We start from the raw sequence: 18,756 nt of genomic DNA, 5'->3' as shown, positions 1-18,756 counted from the left end.
AAATAAGTGCAAATTCTTACAACAAGAATTTGCACTTTTATTTTGGACAAGATTGTAAAGGTTTTAGCAAGTTTGTCCATTTAGTGAAGAAAACAATTTCAGTATTATTAAGGTGAAGAAAACACGAAGGGGGATTAGAATGAAAGGTAAAACCATTAAAAAATTAATCTGTACTGTAATTGCAACAGCAGTTATAGCTTCAATGGCTGCTGGCTGTGGTAAAAAGACAGAGGATTCTCCAAAACCTTCTGACACTACCACACCTGGAACTAGTGGCACTACCACTACTGAAAAGAAACCGGAAGACTTCAAAGGAGAAATAACTTTCTGGCATTTCAACAAGGATGAAGGTCCGGTAATGGCAGAAATGTTCATGAAGAAGTATCCAAATGTTAAGGTTAATGTTCAGATCATATCTGACCAAGACCAAGGTTATCAAAACAAGCTTACAGCAGCAATCAACAGCGGCTCAGGTATGCCAGACGTATACTGCGGAGAATCAGCCTTTGTTAAGAGATTTGTTAACATGGAAGGCGGCTTCCTAGACCTTTCACAGGCACCATACAACGCTGAAGAAATAGCTAAAAACATGGTTCCATACACAGTAGATATCGGTAGAGATCCAGAGGGCAAGATAAGAGCATTAACTTATCAGGCTACACCGGGAGCTATAGGTTATAAGAGAGAATTGGCTAAACAGTATTTTGGAACAGATGATCCAGATAAGATTTCTGAAATGATGTCCACTCCTGAAAAAATGTTGGACATGGCTAGACAGCTTAAGGAAAAGAGCGGTGGAAAGGTTACTTTCTTTGCTGCAAGACAAGAACTTGAAAGACTATATATAGGAGCAAGAGCAACTGGTTGGGTTAAGGACGGCAAGCTTGTTATCGATCCTATGATGGACGAGTATGTTGATGCTGCTAAGATATACAGAGATGAAAAATTAGAAGCTGGACTTGAGCAATGGTCTCAAGCATGGTCCGCAAGTATTGCTGCGAATGATGTATTTGCATACGCTATTCCAACTTGGGGTATTCCATGGATAATCGGCTCAAATGACGAAGCAAGAAAAGACAAGGGTGAATGGGCTCTAGCTAAGTCTCCGATACCATATTTTTGGGGCGGTACTTGGCTTGGAATATACAGCGAAAGTGAAAACAAAGAGTTAGCATGGGAATTTGTAAAGTTCATAACAACTGACAAAGATGCAATGAAAGAATGGCAGAGCAAGATCGGCGACTTCATGAATCACAAGGACATAATTGCTGAAGAAGCTGCCGGAAGCAACTTGAACGCAACTTTAAACCAGAATGTATATAAGTTCTTCCAACCAGCTCTTGAAGGAATTAACGGAAATACCTTCACAGAATATGATGACAGAATTCAAGCTGCTTGGGATGACAATATGGCTAGTTATCTTGCAAACAAAATTAGTAAGGAAGAGTTCTATAAGAAGTTTAAAGAAAAGGTTAAGTCTGACTTCCCAGACTTAATAGTAGAGTAACCAGGGACATATTAGTAAATTAAAAGGGCATTTGAAAGAAAGTGCACAGCACTTTCTTTCAAATAAGAATTAAGAATTAAAAATGATGGATAGAGAAGCGGAGGAAAATCATCCATCATTCTTAATTCTTAAATTTTAATCATTAATTATAAAAAGGCTCTTTATGTAGATACTGTATGTCCAAGAAAGGAGAATATATGAAGCTATCAAGTAAAGTTAATAAAAATAGATATGCCTATGCCTTTATCGCACCATATTTCATAGCATTTTTTACCTTTGGCGTGTATCCAATATTCTATTCCATATACCTTAGTTTCACTAAGTGGGGTGGAACCAAAGCCAGCCCTAAATTCATTGGACTCACCAATTATGAAAGACTGATTCAGGATACAACCTTCTACAACAGTATAAAGAATACACTTATTATGTGGACTGCCAACATTATTCCTCAGATCTTATTTGCATTATTCTTGGCTGTAGCATTAAGCAGTTGTAGAATAAAGGGCAAAGAATTTTTCAGAGCCATTTTTTATCTTCCAAACTTGGTTACCATGGCTTCTGTAGGTATACTATTTAGATTTTTATTGGATTGGCAGACCGGTGCCTTAAACAGTATTTTAATGAGTCTTAATATTATCAAAGCCCCAGTAAACTGGCTGCAGGAGATTTCCGCCACCAGAGGAACGGTAGCTTTCATAAATTGGTGGATGTGGTTTGGTAATACTATGATACTGCTTATGGCTGGTATAAAAACCATAAGTGATGATATCTATGAGGCAGCTATCGTAGATGGTGCCGGCAAGTGGCAGACCTTCAAGAGTATAACCTTGCCGCTTTTACAGCCAACAATGCTTTATGTAGTAGTTACTTCCTTAATCGGAGGCTTGACAATGTTTGACGTACCCGCAGTGTTAACAAATGGAGATGGTTCACCGCAAGGCTCTATATTAACAATGGTTATGTACCTATATAATACAGCCTTCAAAAATTATAACTTTGGATATGCAGGTGCCATTGGAGTTGGCTTATTCATTTTAATACTGATGGCAGTAATTTTCGCTTTCAAGCTTATCAACAGAAAACCGGTCTATGAATAGGGGTGATAAATATGGTATTAAGAGAAAGTCAAATAAGAAGAACAAAGTCAATAAAGAATATAAGTTTTACAAAGACACTTTTATATATATTTCTGATAGTATTGGCAGTTATATGTTTTACTCCGTTTTACATTATGATAATTAACAGTACCCACAGCAATGCTGATTTGGCTTCAAAGATGTCATTATTACCCGGAACATCCTTTTTTGAGAATTATAAGAGGCTTCAGGATAGAGTAAACATATGGACCGGTTTCAGGAACAGTATAATAATTTCCACAAGCACTACTGCTTTGGCAGCTTATTTTGGAGCACTGACTGCATATGGTTTCTCAAAATACAGGTTTAGAGGACAGAAGCTACTATTTGCCTTGGTTCTGGTAGCACTTATGATGCCGGCGCAGCTTGGACTTCTTGGTTTCTTTAAAGTTATAAAAGTGCTGGGATTGCCTAATACCAGGCTTGCGTTGATTCTTCCCGCCATAGCCACACCAAATATAGTGTTCTTTATAAAGTCCTATATGGACTCCGCAGTGCCGGATTCACTGATAGAAGCGGCGAGGATTGACGGATGTGGCGAGTTCAAAACCTTTAATAGAATTATACTTCCTATCGTTACTCCTTCTATAGCCACAATGTCCATATTTACTTTCATAGGAAGCTGGAACAGCTACCTGATGCCGCTTATAGTATTGAATGACGAATCAAAATATACCGTACCTTTGATGACAGCCTTGGCAAAGGGTGTTTATCAGACTGACTTTGGTGCAATATATGTGTGTGTAGCCATATCAATGGTGCCAATTATGATTGTTTTCTGCTTCTGTTCTAAGTACATTATCGGAGGCTTGACAATGGGATCCGTTAAGGGATAGGAAAATTTAAATTATAATTTGGAACTAGTTGGAATGAGACCCAATAGATAATCAGTTTATTTATCATCTGAGAGGGAATACTTAAATTACAAATAAATATGTAAAAGAGGGAGATGATAAGTATGGCATCAAAGGGATCAAGAAAATTAGTTCCTGAAGCAAAACACGGACTATATAAGTTTAGAACAGAAGTTGCCAAGGAAATGGGAGTTCCATTTTCTGATTATAACGGTCACTTAAGTGCCAGGGAATGTGGTGCCGTTGGTGGAGAAATGGTAAAAAGAATGGTTGCTGATTACGAGAAAAATTTAAAATAAATAATAAATATGCATTATTATTTACAAAAAGTTAAAAGTTGATATATAGCTAGTTAATAATTAAGTATTAGAATAATAGGGAGCAATAAGTTTTTTATGTTTTTCATAATATCCCCTTTATTTTGGAGCAACTGATCTTTCAGTTGCCTTTTGTTTTTTGTGTGGTTTATTTTATAGGATCTGGAGGGTAATTCTATTTATCATGAATGATAAGTGAGGATTGTGGAATAATAAATTAAAACAAAAACAGAGGTGAGATACATGGAGGATATTAATGAAATTCCTATTCATCATAGTGTTGAGGACATAGACAAAAAATATAAAGACAAATCCCTGTACAGAAATACTTTCTATAATTATGATGACCACAGTGACACTTTTACGGCTTTGAATAATCATCATATGAGTATACCTTTTCCATATACAGACAGGGAATATAGGAACAGCCTTTAGTCTTTTCTAGTCATGGTTTACCATGACTAGATGTTTTAAAGAACAGTTGATGGTCAAGCTTAAGAACCAGTATCAACTGTTTCTTAAAACAAAAGTCTATATGGGTAGTACCATATAAGTAAGGGATGTAGAGGCATTTGTAAAGGGAGAGAAAGAGTAGTACAAGATATCATAAAAATTCTTGATTAATCTTGGGAATTTATTTAATATATAATTGGTTGAGTAAGTTTTGAAGGAGTCACAATAGATGTATGATTTAATAGTTATTGGAGGCGGTCCTGCAGGTCTGGCAGCAGCTTTAGCTGCAAAGGAAGAGGGAATTGACAATCTTCTGATCCTAGACAGAGATGATACTCTGGGAGGGACCTTGAATCAGTGTATACATAACGGCTTCGGAATGGAATATTTTAAAGAAGACATGACCGGACCGGAGTATGTACAGAGATTTATTGATAAAATAAAGCAGTTGAATATAGAATATATGTTGAGTACAACGGTTATCGAGCTTAAAAACAGTAAAGACCTAATTGCCGTTAACAGTACTAAGGGGATTTTAGAGCTCAAGGCTAAGGCTATTATTTTAGCAACTGGCAGCAGAGAGATGCCCAGGAGTACAATTAATATTATAGGTGGCCATAGTGCAGGTATATTTACTGCAGGATCCGTTCAAAAATTTATAAATTTGGATGGATATATGCCGGGGAAAGAGGTTGTTATTTTTGGTTCCGTTGATACAGGATTAATTGTAGCAAGAAGACTTATAATGGAAGGGGCAAAAGTCAAAGCTGTAATAGAACCCATGCCCTACTGCAGAGGCAGAAGGTTAAATGTGAGCATGTGTTTAGAAAGCTTTGAGGTACCGCTGCTTCTGAAACATACAATAACCGGTACAATAGGATATGACAGAGTAGGGGCAGTAAATGTGGCTCCCCTGGATGATGAAAACAAGGTACTGCATGACCAAGAATTTCAGATAGCTTGTGACACCCTGGTTTTAGCGGTAGAAGCTTATCCTGAGAGTGATTTGCTAAAGCAGGCAGGAGTTAACCTGTCACCGGCTACCCTAGGTCCTGAGATTGATGAAAATATGCATACCAGTGTTGAGGGGATATTTGCCTGCGGTAACGCAGTACACTATCATGAGGTAGTAGATAAAGTTACGCAAGAAAGCTATAAAGCCGGTAAAAAAGCGGCAGATTATATCAGAGGTTTTTTACACAAAGGACACATGATACCTATTGTTTTTGAAGAAGGTATAAAGTATGCAATACCATCAGCTCTAAACCGAGGAAATGCAGAGAATTCTGTGGAATTATCACTGAGGTTGGACAATTTATACAAAGACTCCAAAATACTTGTGTACTTTGACGACAAACTGGAATTAACTTTAAATAAGGAACTTATGACACCGGGAGATTTGGAAAGAGTAAAGCTCTCTTCAGAAGTCCTGGAAAGGCATCACAACTGCAAAAGTATTACCGTAAAAATAGAAAAAAATTGCGACTAATTCGCAATTTTTTCTTTTTCCTCAAGGGTATATCTTATAGAGGTAATATTATTCATGATCCTTCTGCAGGTTTCCGGCCTATTCATGGTATAGAGATGAATACCGTCTATGCCCCAGGACAAGAGATCAATTATTTGCTCTGTGGCATAAGCTATCCCCGCTTCTTTAAGGGCTTCCGGATTGTACTCATACTTATCCATGATTCGTTTAAACTTCTCAGGCAGAGAGGCGTTGCTTAGGGACACCATTCTCTCAATCTGCTTCTTGTTTGTTACCGGCATAATTCCGGCAGTGACAGGGACATTGATTCCTACCTTCAGGGCTTTATCCATAAAGCTATAAAACTTATTGTTATCAAAAAACAGTTGAGTTACCAGAAAGTCAGCTCCGCAGTGGACCTTAAGCTTTAAATTCTGAATATCCTTATCAAAGTCTGTGCATTCAGGGTGCATTTCCGGATAGCAGGCACCACCGGCACAAAGATCTTTTCTTTTCTTGATTGAGGTAATAATATCACTGGCATGAGAAAAAGGACTGTTATCCAAAACGGATTTATCCATTTCCTGTGGTAAATCACCTCTTAAGGCCATTATGTTATGGACGTTATTCTTTATTAAATCCTCCAGTATGTTTGTAAGCCCTTGTTCTTCCAAGCCAATACAAGTCAGGTGAGCCAGAGCTTCTATATTGTATTTGTTCTTTACAATAGAAGCGATTTCCACAGTCTTATCCCTGGTGCTGCCCCCGGCACCATAGGTTACACTGATAAAATCCGGCTTCAAATCCTTAAGTGCTTCAATAGTACTATATATTGTTCCTATATCATCCTCTTTTTTCGGCGGAAATATCTCAAAGGATATCACCGGTTTCTTCATCTTGAAGATATCTTTTATTAACATTATAAAGCCCCCTTTATATAATAAAAAAGCCACTTTAAGAAAAAGTAGCTTTTAATCAACTATTTTTCTTATCTCTCAGAAAATAAATATAACTATCAAAATAGATTCTTTAAACAGGCCTTGCAAATCTTCATCTTACCGCCATTGGCGCTGACAGAGGATTCCGCTGAAATTTCTCTTCCACATATATCGCAAATCATAGCCGATGAATTATTGGAAACAGGGTTAGGCTTTTTTACCTTTGCAGAACCTGCTGCCCCTTTTTTGTTAGCAGGTGGCTCATAGTTTATAGGCTCATCCGGAACTTCCTTTCTGTAAATCTCGTATTTCATGCTGTAGGTGCTTTCACCGAAAAGCTCCAACTCAAATCTAGGGTCCTTTGAATCGTAGTATTCCTCTATTATTAAACGCCTTATCTGAGCATCATTTATTATTAAGCCGCTCTTTTCTATACCATCTAATATACTTTTAGTGATATTATTGGTATCCGGGTGCCTCTTAGCACTTTTATAATATACCTTTAACACGGCAATCAGGGCTTCTGACAGAACGGTGTTAGGATTTTGAAGTCTGGCATTAAAGGCTATTTCCTCCTCATAATGGGCATATCTATCGTGGTACTTTCCTGAGTTATAGGGAAGTATAGCTCGGCCTTGGACGTTGAAAAGCTTGAAGTTAGATTTTGAAATAGGTGATCCTTTGACCACAACCTTTGCATAATTTTCCATGCTGTACCCCCTGTTTATGTCTTATATATCTATAGTTTACAACATAAGTTTGATGGAGTAAATGGAGAGAGTTTAACAATTATTATGATGTATTGGTAGTATTTTTGTAAATTAATTGGTGAATTGAAAAGTTAACTTCCACTTTGTAGAATTAACTTCCACCGTAAAATCGACACTAGATAAAATTTTTGGTTAGAAGAGTAAATTTTTGCTTATTTTAGACCAAAATGATGTATAATTTAAGTAGCTCAAGCAGATTTCAGCTGGTTTTGAGATTAGCAAACAAAGGGTGAATATTTTCCGTTTTTTTGCAAAGGTAAATTCCACCCATTGGAAAAGTTTTCGCTTAAGTACCAGCGGTAATCCCTGCTTGAGTAGGTTAGTATTTTAATAAACTCGGATTCATGATAATCTCATTTGGTTTGATGAGTTCTGAATCCAACTTTGCGAGCGTTTTAGCGCCGTAAAGGAAGCTGAATACCGAGTATGGAGACTGGTCATTCAGCTTTTTTCTTGAATAAGAATTAATGTGACTCATCATCAATGAGATATCCTTCTGTTGAAATGAGTTGAAGCTCTGGCCTTTAGGAACAATTCTGCGGATCAATTCATGGTTGTTTTCTGCAGCACCTTTCTGGTATGGTGCTGAAGGGTCGCAGTAGAAGATGCGTGTTATGCGGTTTCCCTGCCTATCAAAGTCGATGGCCTTTGGATTTGTAAACTCACTGCCGTTGTCAGTTAGAATGACAGGAAATAGTTTTAGAAAAGTGTCAGGCCCCAGTTCCAAATAAAGATTTTCGAAAATATCTATGACGGAACGTGAAGTGTTTGCATCTCTTATAAAAGCAAGCATAAACTGAGAATCGACGAAATGGATGGTGAGCAACACCTTACCACCTAATGACTTTTAAGCTTTTTTCTTGGACGATAAACAACTTTTCTTGGAAGGTCAATATTTTTTGTAGAGAAAAGATTGTAATCAATATAGTTGTAGATTGATTTTTCACTATGCATGATAAGGTCTCTGTTATTAACGCAGATATGGTGTATAGATTGACCTCTTTGAATGAGTGGGGTTATGATTTTATCAAGACGTTCAATCTCGTCCTCAGAAATAGTTATGCCGCTTCGTGACTCAGAACGACGAAGTACATATTCATCATGGGCATAGGAAGCATTAGAGATCGCTTTCTCCAGAGTACATTTTGTAAGGCTAGCACATCCATTGCACACATAAGGTGGCTTAGAGAGTAAGTGACAAGTATATGCTTTGTAATCAGAACAGAATTTTGAGCAATCTGAACAAAAGCGACAGCGTCGAATTCTACAATGAGGTTTCTCGCATATATATGTATGGCTGCAAGTTAAACGATGAATACAGTTGTTAAAAGGTCTACCGTAAGAACCTGTTCTCTTGAACATGATATAATTTTTAACCTCTTTGGAAATGGTTGTACAATCTCCATCAAGCTCTCGGGCTATTGCTTTGAAAGAAAGGGAGGCTTTAAGTATTATTTCAATAGAGACTCTTTCCTCTAATGTAAAGTGTTTGAATTTAGCCATAATGAAAAACTCCTTCCTTGCCAAGCAAGGATTACTGTAATGACGCATATATCAATATAATAATATTTTGTACTACTAAATTCCACTCTCTATACTCTTTCATATTTGTAGAATTAAAATCCACTCTTACCACCTAGAGAGGTGGAATTTACTTTTGCAATTAAAGTGTAAATTAATTAGAATAAAAAAATACAATATTTATGTTGACAAGCTAATTAAAAGTTAATATAATATTGTTAAACGATTACGTAAACGTTTGATTGATTTTTGTTAGTATTGCGGTTTTTAGGTAAAAAATGGTTATATAAAAGAAAAAATAATTTTATGCGATAATTTCAATGACGAATATCATCTCTAAAGTGGCTATTTAACTATATTGGTTTTAAATACTACATATAATATAGAAAGTATAGGGAGGGTATTTGAACCTTGTGCATAGGGTAATAGTATCTTACTTGGTTAATCGATTACGTAATTTAAATATGCTACTTTATATTATTAAAATAAAACATAAATAAGGGGGAGTCAAAATGAAAAAAAGAAGATTATCACTAATGCTAGCCTTGCTAGTAGCATCCTGCTTGTTTGCAGCGGGATGTAAGAAGGATCCTGCAACTACACCTGAGACTAAGGGTACTGAGTTAACAACATCAAATTTTAATGAAGAAGGCTTACCCATAGTCAATGAAAAAGTAACGCTGAAGATAGTATCGCCAAAGGCGCCTCTAGCTCCAAACTATAATGAAATGACATTGTTCAAGAACTTGGAAGAAACCACAAACGTTCATATTGAGTGGAATAACATACCTGAAGCTGATTATCAAGAAAAGAAGAACCTCCTATTGGCCAGCGGTGACCTTCCGGATGCTTTCTATAATGCAGGCTTTTCAGACTTTGACTTAACAAAATACAGCGAAGATGGAACGATAATACCACTAGATGATTTAATAGATAAATACATGCCAAATGTTAAGAAGCTTCTTGAAAATAACCCGGACATAAAAGATTTCATAACTTCACCAGACGGAAAGATATACTCCCTTCCACATGGTGAAGAAATGGGAAGTGGACAAGAGTGGATAGCGGCAAACCCATACTTCTTTTTCATAAATAAAAATTGGTTAGACAAACTAGGTATGGAAGTACCAACAACTTTAGATGAGTTACATGATGTGCTAGTAGCCTTTAGAGATAAGGACCCAAATGGAAACGGCAAGAAAGATGAAAATCCAATGAGCTTCATACACATGTGGTGGTGTGCTGATATAGGAAACTTCTTTGGTTCCTTTGGACTTGGAGATCCTAATGATCACTTAGCTGTAATAGACGGAAAAATAGTTTATACAGCAGCACAGGAACAGTACAAAGAAGCAATAGCATATTTCCATAAATGGGTAGAAGAAGGCCTAATAGACAAAGAATCCTTTACACAAACCAGTGATCCAAATGCATTGTTTGCAAAGGGTAAGACACCGGAAGTGACATTAGGTTCATTTATTTGGTGGGAAGAAACAGAAATAGTAGGGCCGGATAGAGAAAAGGACTATGTACTAGTAGGACCATTAAAGGGACCTAATGGAGAACAAAAGATAGCAAGAATGAATGGATCACCGTTCTCAAGAGGAAGCTTTGTAATTACAAAGGACAATAAGTACCCAGAAGTAACAGCAAGATGGATAGATCAGCATTACGAGCCAAAGATGACTGCACAAATGCACTGGGGACCAATAGGAGAAGTATATGAAGAGAAAGATGGAAAACTAGTGAATCTGCCATTACCGGAAGGAGTAGCAATGGGAGAATTCAGACAGAAGGTAGCACCAAACGGAGTTGGTGTAGTAACAGCGGAAGACTTTGAAACAATAGTAGATATGGAAGAAAGAGCGAAGGTAAGAATAGAGAGAGTAAAGACCTTTATACCATACATGGAAAAGGAAAACATTCCTGCATTATTCTTTACACCTGAAGAAGTAGAAAAGAAGAATCTAATAGAATCAGATCTTAAAGATTACGTAAACAAGAAGAGAGCACAGTGGTTGATGAGTGGTGGAATAGAGAAGGAATGGGATAGCTACATCAATGACCTAAAGAAAATAGGTTATGAAGAATATGTAAAGATCATTCAAACAGCCTACGACAGACAAGTTAGCGGAAAGTAGTTAAACATAAGTTAAGGGAATATTACCACTGGTATATTCCCTTAACACACTTATGGGAACTTACTATTACATTAAGATGAATCTATGTGATGAACAGTTTTATTAGAACCATAACAGTAACTAATTTACTTGCTTAATGAACTATGTACATATTGGAGAAAAAGGTAGTGTCAAAAATTTATGAAAACCAAGATTAGTTTAACTATAAGCGAGCGACAGATTAGCAGTTGCCCTTTACAAACTACCAACAAATGTTATCCAGTAGATAAGTTGAGGGCAATAAAAGTATTTTGAAGCAGCACAAAAAGCCCTCAATAAACCACATTTTAACATTTGATTGGTGTCGTTTATAAAGGGTTCGCATCCGCCAACTGCTTTCGAAACTTTAACTTACCATAGAACTAGTATAGTTCTGACCTAGTTCTATCAGCTTTGCCCAACGGGACGGCATATGTGGTAGTTTACTGAGTTCATCGATGACTACCGGTACATTGCCCTCAAGAGAACTATGGGGTCTTAAGAAGTTAAAATAAGCCACAAACAGTGTCACAAAAGCTACAGAGCCATCTTCAGAACTAAAGCCACAGGTGGGCTTATAGTTCCCTTTAAAAGTTCGGTTGAGACGCTCAATAATCTGCTTTAATGGACGGAATTCCTTTGAAATAGGGTCGTCATTAGTCAGACCTATAACCTGTGTTACATCAAAATGAATACCTTGACTAGCAAAGAAATGCTGCGCCAGCAGATAGATTGGGTTTCCATCTGTAACTAAGTTAAGATTTGTTGGTATGCTCTTAAGTTTGATAAGAACGTCATCAATAGCTTTTATCGCTGTCAAAGTATCTCTGTTTGGAAAAACTCGGTAAGATAATATTATTTTCTTTACCGCATCAAAGAAAAAGAAAATATAGTGCCATTTGCCTTTAACTCTGATGTAGGTTTCATCTCCACAGAAGCTGTCTGAAAGCTCGTAGGGATAGTTATCTACCAAAGGTTTAACGGCTAAGGATACCCAATCGCAGTAGTTTAATACTGTCTGATGAGATATATCTAGTCCATGGATATCTTTCATCAAAGCTGCAGTTTTCCTGGCCGATAGGCCATAGTTAACATGGTAAGTCAGTATTAGACCTAAAGTGTGAGGAGTAACTCTAAGTCGGGATAGATTTACTCTAAATTCCTTCTTGCTCTCTTTGCTTAAGGGCTTAAAGTCAAACTTAAAGGCTCTATATATGTACCTTAGCTTGAATTTCTCAGCATTGCTCTTATACTCTTGTTTCTCTTGTTTACTCATAGAAGATAACTTATCCTGATAGTAAGAGCAGTGGTTATTCTTGCACTTATATATATCAAAGCCATTTCTTTCTTTGATTTTTTCAAGGGTTTTTCCACAGTGCGGGCATTTTAGTATGACACTTTTAAGCTGTTTATTGGGTGTAAAGGGATTCTTGCATATCTTGCATTGATATTGACCCTTACCACCATTATTGTCATATATGTAATTGTGCGGAGCACCACATACTACGCACACTATATCCTTTGACACAGGAACTTTGCCCTTTCTTGGTTTTACCGGTGATAGTTCCTTTCCGTGATTAGTTTTATATTCTTCAAGAAGCTGTTTATAATCAAGCTTCTCTGGAGTTTCAAATATAGGAGGTTTGTCCACTACAAGCTTACGATATTCCTTTCTAACCGGTTCATCGTACCTGTAGCTGAACTTCTTAACAAACAATATGTTTACCAATAAAATCAATAAGTTGTGCAGATACACTATATACTGCACCAAAAATTTATTAACCATGATGATACCTTGTACCTTTCTTAGGTTACTTTTCTTTGTTTTCGCAACTCAAAGATACCTAATCTTTAGGGGGGATGCAAGTTATCTATATAAATTATTGAAAATCAAAGGGTTTAGTCAAAAGTTACGCAGTAACTTTTGACAATACCGAATAAAAAATAGGAGGGACAATATGAAAGTAAAAGCAAAGAAAAGATTTATTGCATCGCTTGTTCTTAGTGCCTTTGTGTTGGGGGTAGGTGTTCCGCCAATGACTAAGATCACTGCAGCAGAAACTGGGCAGCTGAATGTTGAGGATGATGACATTAATGTAAATAGTAATTCTGTCACATTTCCGAGGACAATAGAGAATCCAGGCTTTGAAAGCGGAAATATCGATGGATGGACTGTTATAGAAGGCGATGCATTTGGTCCTGACAGCGTATGTGGCGACACTATATGGTGGAATGAAAGAATTCCATATAATCAAGAAGGCTTATACCACCTAAACGGTTGGAAGTATGCCGAAGCCAATAAAGGAAGATTACGTTCCTCAACCTTTCAGTTAGGCGGAACCGGCTGGATAACCTTCAAATTGGGTGGTGGTAAGAATAATGATTTATGTAATATCCAAGTATTTGATGCTGATACCAATGAGCTTATAGCCAAATACGGAAATAGAAAATTTGCAGATATCAATTTCCCACATATTGAACTAGGGATGAATCTTGCTAACATGGTACAATACAGAGCAGATTTATCAGCACATATCGGAAAAAATATGTATATAGAAATCGTGGATAATGCAGAAAACGATTGGGGAGTAATGTTTGCAGATGATTTCAACGTATATCACGAAACAGAACCAAGAACCGGTGCAATTGCCTTTGACATCAGTAAACCCATTACAAATGAGATAGAGAATCCAAATTTTGAAACAGGAGATTTAAGCGGATGGGATGTAAAGGGTAATGCTTTTGGCGTTTCAGATGAAGCTACCTATTGGGAAACCCGTCTCTTTAATCAAGAGGGAAGGTACCATATGTGGGGCTTTGTAAACGCTGGCGATGATGGACAAGGTGAGATGAATTCAAGCTTATTTAAGCTTGCTGGAAATGGAACTATTAACTTCCTTGTAGGTGGAGGAAATGATATTAACAACCTGTATGTAACTCTTGTCAGAGCTGACGACGATACTGAACTGCCAGGCTGCAAGACTACAGGACCAGAGGATGAGGGCTACATGAGAGTTACTTGGGATGCCTCAGCCTATATTGGAGAAATAGTTTATATCAAAATTGCAGACAAGCGTAGCGGTGGATTTGGTCATATAAATGTTGACGACTTCCATGTATTTAATGAAGATTCTGCACTGCCTGATTATATTGAAAATGCTGATTTTGAGACTGGAGATTTAACCGGATGGACAGCTACCGGGGAGGCATTTGTAAATGCAGTTACTTCTGAATCAGAAATTGAAGGAGTAAATGTAGGCAAGGAGGGTCAATATCATCTATGGCCTTCTGACAACACTATGGTTGGAGAATTGAAATCCTCAGAATTCTATTTAGCAGGAAGCGGAAAAATAAAAATGTTATTAGCCAGAAATAGCGATAGTGATAACCTTTATGTTGCTCTAGTAAAAGCTCTAGATAACACAGAACTATTGAAGCTATCAAATTCAACTGATTCCGTTGAATATAAAGAAGTTATCATGGATGCTTCACAGTATATAGGAACAAAGGTATATTTGAAAATTGTAGATAAATCTACTAATGGATTCATAAGTGCAGACGATATAAGAGCTAAAAATTTTGGTGCAACAGCTCAATGGAGCTTTGATGAGGGAAGTGGAAAAGTAGCTAAGGATACTGCTTCAAATACTGAAGATCAAATTGAATATGTGTTTAATGATGCAAAATATAAGCCAACTTCAGATCCAAAATGGAAAGAGGGAATAAAGAATAGTGCACTTCTCTTTGACGGTTATTCTACATGGATAATTAGAGAAGCTTCTAAGTTCACTAAACCGTCAAATGCTATAACTATTGAAGGCTGGGTAGCTCCAAGAACCTACGAATGGGGAGACCTGGGTCAAATGTCCATTATAGTAAATCAGCATAATAAAGGAAAAGGTGAAGGTTTTGCATTAGGAATAGGAAGACATGGTACTTGGTCTTTTCAGTTAGGAATAGATAAATCTTGGTTTGAGCTATGGGCAGATGAAGACAAGACAATAGAATTAAATAAGTGGTCATATATTACAGCTACTTATAATAGAGATACTCAAATCATGAAACTCTATCTAAATGGAGAGGTAGCTGGAGAAAGAAAGATACCATTAAAGGGCTATATAACACCATCGACAGAGCAATTAATAATTGGTAGACATAATCAAGCAGCAGTAATTAACGGAACCTTCTTTGCCAATATGTTTGACGGACTGATGGATGAAGTGAAAATTAGCTATGAACCAACTTCTGATCAAGAAGTTGCAGCTAAATACAGTGCTTATATGACTGAATTAAATAACAAACTTCCTGAACCACAGATGGAGCTTGAGAGAAGTGATTATGATGGAGATATGTACAGACCACAATATCACTTTATGCCACCAGGAAATTGGATGAATGAGCCCCATGGACCAATATATTATAATGGTAAATACCATATCTTCTATCAAGCAAATCCAAGAGGACCTTACTGGCATTATATCAACTGGGGACATGCTGTTAGTGATGATATGGTACATTGGGAAGAACAGCCAATAGCAATTATGCCACAGGCCGGTTCAGTAGCACCGGATGGAGTATGGTCAGGAAGTTCCACCTATGATAAGGATGGAAAGCCAGTACTGTTCTTTACTGCCGGTGATGACAGTAAGAGACCAAATCAAAGCACAGGAATTGCAATTGCCGATGATTACACAGATCCAAACTTAAAGAGCTGGACAATGTATCCTGAATTAGTTACAGTTCAAACAGAAAACTTACCGGGACAAAACCCAGGAGAAGTTGCTAATTTTGGAGATTTCCGTGATCCATTTGTATTTAAAGATGGAGACACTTGGTATCAGCTTGTTGGATCAGGTGTTCAGAAGGATGGAGTAAACATCAGCGGTACTGCATTAGTTTATAAGTCAAAGGATTTAATTAATTGGGAGTACATGGGCCCACTGTTTCAGATAGACCGCAGCAAGTATGTACAAACAGGAACTGTATGGGAACTTCCGGTCCTATTGCCTTTAAATGATGCTGAAGGTAATTTTAGCGGAAAGCACATATTCCTAATAAATCCAGCAAATTTTGAAACCACCGTTGAATCATTGAAATACAATGTGAAAAATGTATTTTACTGGATTGGAACTTGGAATAAGGAAACAGGAAGATTTATTGCAGACCATGAAGAACCAAGGCTCTTCGACTATGGCGAGCACTTCACCGGTCCAAGCGGTATGGTAGATGACAAGGGCAGAACAATAGTATTCAGTATCGCACAGGATACTAGGTCTGAGCAAGAGCATTTTGATGCTGGTTGGGCACATAATGCTGGTTTACCATTAGAATTGACCTATGAAGATGACACCCTTAAAATTAAACCAATTGTAGAAGAACTTAGCTCTTTAAGAGGAAATAAGCTGGTTGATTTTACAAATAAGAGTATGGCAGAAGCTAATGCATTGTTAAAGGACGTTAAGGGCGATATGCTTGAAATATACGTTGAATTGGAAGCAAAAGATGCTGATAAGTATGGTATTAAAGTAAGAAGAAGCCCTGACGGACAAGAAGAAACTCTATTATTCTATGATGCAAAGGCTAAAACTTATAACGTAGACAGAAATAAGACTACTTTAAGTCCAGATGCAAGAAAAGGCGTCAATGGCGGAAGTCTTGACCTAAACGGCGATACATTAAAGCTTCATATCTATCTTGACAGGTCAATGATTGAGGCTTATGCAAATGACCTAAAGAGCATTACCACAAGAGCTTATCCTACAAGATATGATGCCCTAGGCCTTCAAATTTGGGGAAATGGTGATGTAACGGTTAAGTCTATGCAAGTATGGGAAATAGGTTCTGCTTATGGTGAGGTTGTACCAGTAGCTACTAAGTCGCAGGATACTAAGGTAAAATGGGGCAACATAACCAATGCGGGCTTCGAAACCGGTGACTTAACAGGTTGGACTGTAGAAGGAAATGCTTTTGCTGACGAGATGGTAACAGATGCTGAAGATTGGGGATGGGGTGGACCATTCAATCAAGCAATAGGCTATGGACAAGCGACACGTCATCACTTATGGGCCTTTATTGCTCCTGAAAATGGCGGATTAGGTGATGCCGCAACGGGATCTATTAAATCCGATAACTTTATCCTCGGCGGAGATGGAAAAATAAGCTTCTTAGTTGGTGGAGGAAATAACATAGATAATTTATATGTAGCTCTTGTAAGAGCTTCAGATGACACTATATTAATGAAAGCTACTGGAAAAAATACAGAACAGTACTCAAGGGTAACTTGGGATGCATCAGCATATATGGGAGAAGAACTATATATCAAGGTTGTTGACAATTTCACCGGTGGATTTGGCCACATAAATGTGGATGATTTCCATGTACCTGTGGATGCAAAAGTCATAACAGATATTCCTACTATTAATGCTGAAGTTACTGTGGGGGGAAGCTATTCCTTACCGGAAAAGGTTACAGCTATAATGAGTGATGGCACCAAGGAGCAGGTACCTGTACAATGGATTTTAAAGTCAGTGGATACTTCAAAGGCAGGAGAGTTCCTATATAATGGTACTGTTGAAGGATATCAGGGAGAAGTTAGTCTTTATGTTACGGTAAAAGATGAAAGTGTAAATCCCGGAGAAACAGAAGCGCCTGAGACCCCTGAAGTACCTGAAACCTCTGAAGGACCTGAGCCTCCTGAAGTGCCTGAAACCGCACCAACTACATTGAGATTTGGAGGAGCAAACAGGTATGAGACTTATGTTAAGGTTTCACAAGCGGGATGGACTACCTCTGACAATGTTGTACTTGCAAGAGGCGATGATTTTGCTGATGCATTAACTGCAGCACCTTTTGCAGCACAGTTAAATGCACCAATGCTTCTTACTGTAAGCAGGGAACTTGATGACAGTGTAAAAGCAGAATTACAGAGACTCAAAGCTAAGAAGGTATACGTAATTGGCGGTACTGGAGCTATTTCTTCAGCAGTAGTAAATACTATTGAAGCTATAGGAATAAAGGTAGAAAGAATCGGTGGTAGCGATAGATATGCTACAGCTTTAGCAATAGCTGAAAAGATGAATAACAAGAAGCAGGTATTTTTAGCTACAGGATTAAACTTTGCCGATGCGCTTTCAATTTCTTCTTATGCAGCAGCAAAGGGCAGACCAATACTTCTTACTAGAAAGAACCAAATGACTGCAGAGGTTGCTAAATTTATAAAGGACAACAACAGCAAGGTTTATGTGATTGGGGGCACTGGAGTAATATCCGAAGCAGCAGTTAAAGGTATCACTGGAGTAGAGAGAATAGAGGGAGCAGATAGATATTCAACAAACTTAGCTATACTAAAGAGGTTTGCAGCAGACTTTGACTTCTCTAATGTTTATCTTGCAACAGGAACTAACTATCCTGATGCAATCTGCGGATCAGCCTTAGCTGGTAAAGATAGTGCACCAATAATACTTTTAAACAACAGCAATACAATTGATCAGGAAGCTTATATTAAGTCTATACTTGATAAGGTTATTAAGGTGAAAGTTATTGGAGGAGAAGGTGTAGTTTCCTCAAGTACTGTAAATTATATCATAAAATAAAGTTTGATAAAAACTAAAGAACAAAAGCCTGTCTAGTTAGC

At 37.5% G+C, this 18,756-nt stretch carries 11 protein-coding genes and 1 pseudogene; 8 read left to right on the top strand and 4 right to left on the bottom strand.

Annotated features, from left to right (window positions below; genetic code table 11):
* The first annotated feature begins 139 nt into the window (after positions 1-139).
* The 6 genes from FHY60_RS13840 to FHY60_RS13815 all read left to right on the top strand — a co-directional run bounded on the left by FHY60_RS13840 (position 140) and on the right by FHY60_RS13815 (position 5,756).
* On the top strand, positions 140-1,507 hold the full coding sequence (locus tag FHY60_RS13840) for an ABC transporter substrate-binding protein (protein WP_139905578.1): 1,368 nt from the start codon (positions 140-142) through the stop codon (positions 1,505-1,507).
* A gap of 197 nt (positions 1,508-1,704) precedes the next feature.
* Positions 1,705-2,604, top strand: coding sequence for a carbohydrate ABC transporter permease (locus tag FHY60_RS13835; protein WP_139905577.1), 900 nt, complete (start codon positions 1,705-1,707; stop codon positions 2,602-2,604).
* 11 nt (positions 2,605-2,615) lie between these two features.
* Complete coding sequence (locus tag FHY60_RS13830) at positions 2,616-3,479, top strand: carbohydrate ABC transporter permease (protein ID WP_139905576.1); 864 nt, start codon at positions 2,616-2,618, stop codon at positions 3,477-3,479.
* Positions 3,480-3,601: 122 nt separating this feature from the next.
* Positions 3,602-3,796, top strand: a complete 195-nt coding sequence (locus FHY60_RS13825; RefSeq protein ID WP_139905575.1) for an alpha/beta-type small acid-soluble spore protein — start codon at positions 3,602-3,604, stop codon at positions 3,794-3,796.
* A gap of 261 nt (positions 3,797-4,057) precedes the next feature.
* On the top strand, positions 4,058-4,249 hold the full coding sequence (locus tag FHY60_RS13820) for a hypothetical protein (RefSeq protein ID WP_139905574.1): 192 nt from the start codon (positions 4,058-4,060) through the stop codon (positions 4,247-4,249).
* 247 nt (positions 4,250-4,496) lie between these two features.
* Positions 4,497-5,756, top strand: coding sequence for an NAD(P)/FAD-dependent oxidoreductase (locus FHY60_RS13815; protein ID WP_139905573.1), 1,260 nt, complete (start codon positions 4,497-4,499; stop codon positions 5,754-5,756).
* Here the strand turns inward: FHY60_RS13815 and metF are convergent.
* The 3 genes and pseudogenes from metF to FHY60_RS18755 all read right to left on the bottom strand — a co-directional run bounded on the left by metF (position 5,753) and on the right by FHY60_RS18755 (position 8,946).
* Entirely contained in the window at positions 5,753-6,655 is a 903-nt protein-coding gene (gene metF / locus FHY60_RS13810; protein ID WP_139905572.1) for a methylenetetrahydrofolate reductase [NAD(P)H], read from the bottom strand. The two genes, FHY60_RS13815 and metF, sit on opposite strands and share 4 nt — an antisense overlap.
* A gap of 95 nt (positions 6,656-6,750) precedes the next feature.
* The gene (locus tag FHY60_RS13805) at positions 6,751-7,383 is read right to left on the bottom strand and encodes a RusA family crossover junction endodeoxyribonuclease (protein WP_139905571.1); all 633 of its coding nucleotides are present in this window, start codon (positions 7,381-7,383) and stop codon (positions 6,751-6,753) included.
* Positions 7,384-7,762: 379 nt separating this feature from the next.
* Positions 7,763-8,946: pseudogene (locus tag FHY60_RS18755) on the bottom strand (transposase).
* Positions 8,947-9,476: 530 nt separating this feature from the next.
* Here FHY60_RS18755 and FHY60_RS13795 point away from each other — a divergent pair.
* Positions 9,477-11,105, top strand: coding sequence for an ABC transporter substrate-binding protein (locus FHY60_RS13795; protein ID WP_139905570.1), 1,629 nt, complete (start codon positions 9,477-9,479; stop codon positions 11,103-11,105).
* Positions 11,106-11,490: 385 nt separating this feature from the next.
* Here FHY60_RS13795 and FHY60_RS13790 read toward each other — a convergent pair whose 3' ends face one another.
* Positions 11,491-12,852 carry a DDE-type integrase/transposase/recombinase gene (locus FHY60_RS13790; RefSeq protein ID WP_207671427.1) on the bottom strand — a complete coding sequence of 454 codons (1,362 nt, stop codon included), beginning with the start codon at positions 12,850-12,852 and terminating at the stop codon, positions 11,491-11,493.
* Between the two features lie 229 nt (positions 12,853-13,081).
* Between FHY60_RS13790 and FHY60_RS13785 the strand changes: the two genes are divergently transcribed.
* Positions 13,082-18,715 (top strand): cell wall-binding repeat-containing protein, encoded by a 5,634-nt coding sequence (locus FHY60_RS13785; RefSeq protein ID WP_139905568.1) that lies wholly within the window; start codon positions 13,082-13,084, stop codon positions 18,713-18,715.
* Positions 18,716-18,756 lie beyond the last annotated feature (41 nt).

It is taken from the genome of Clostridium thermarum (assembly GCF_006351925.1).
GTDB classification, from domain to species: Bacteria; Bacillota; Clostridia; order Clostridiales; family Clostridiaceae; genus Clostridium_AU; species Clostridium_AU thermarum.
The sequence above is the reverse complement of the archived record's forward strand: the minus strand, read 5'-3'. Positions and strand labels throughout refer to the sequence as shown.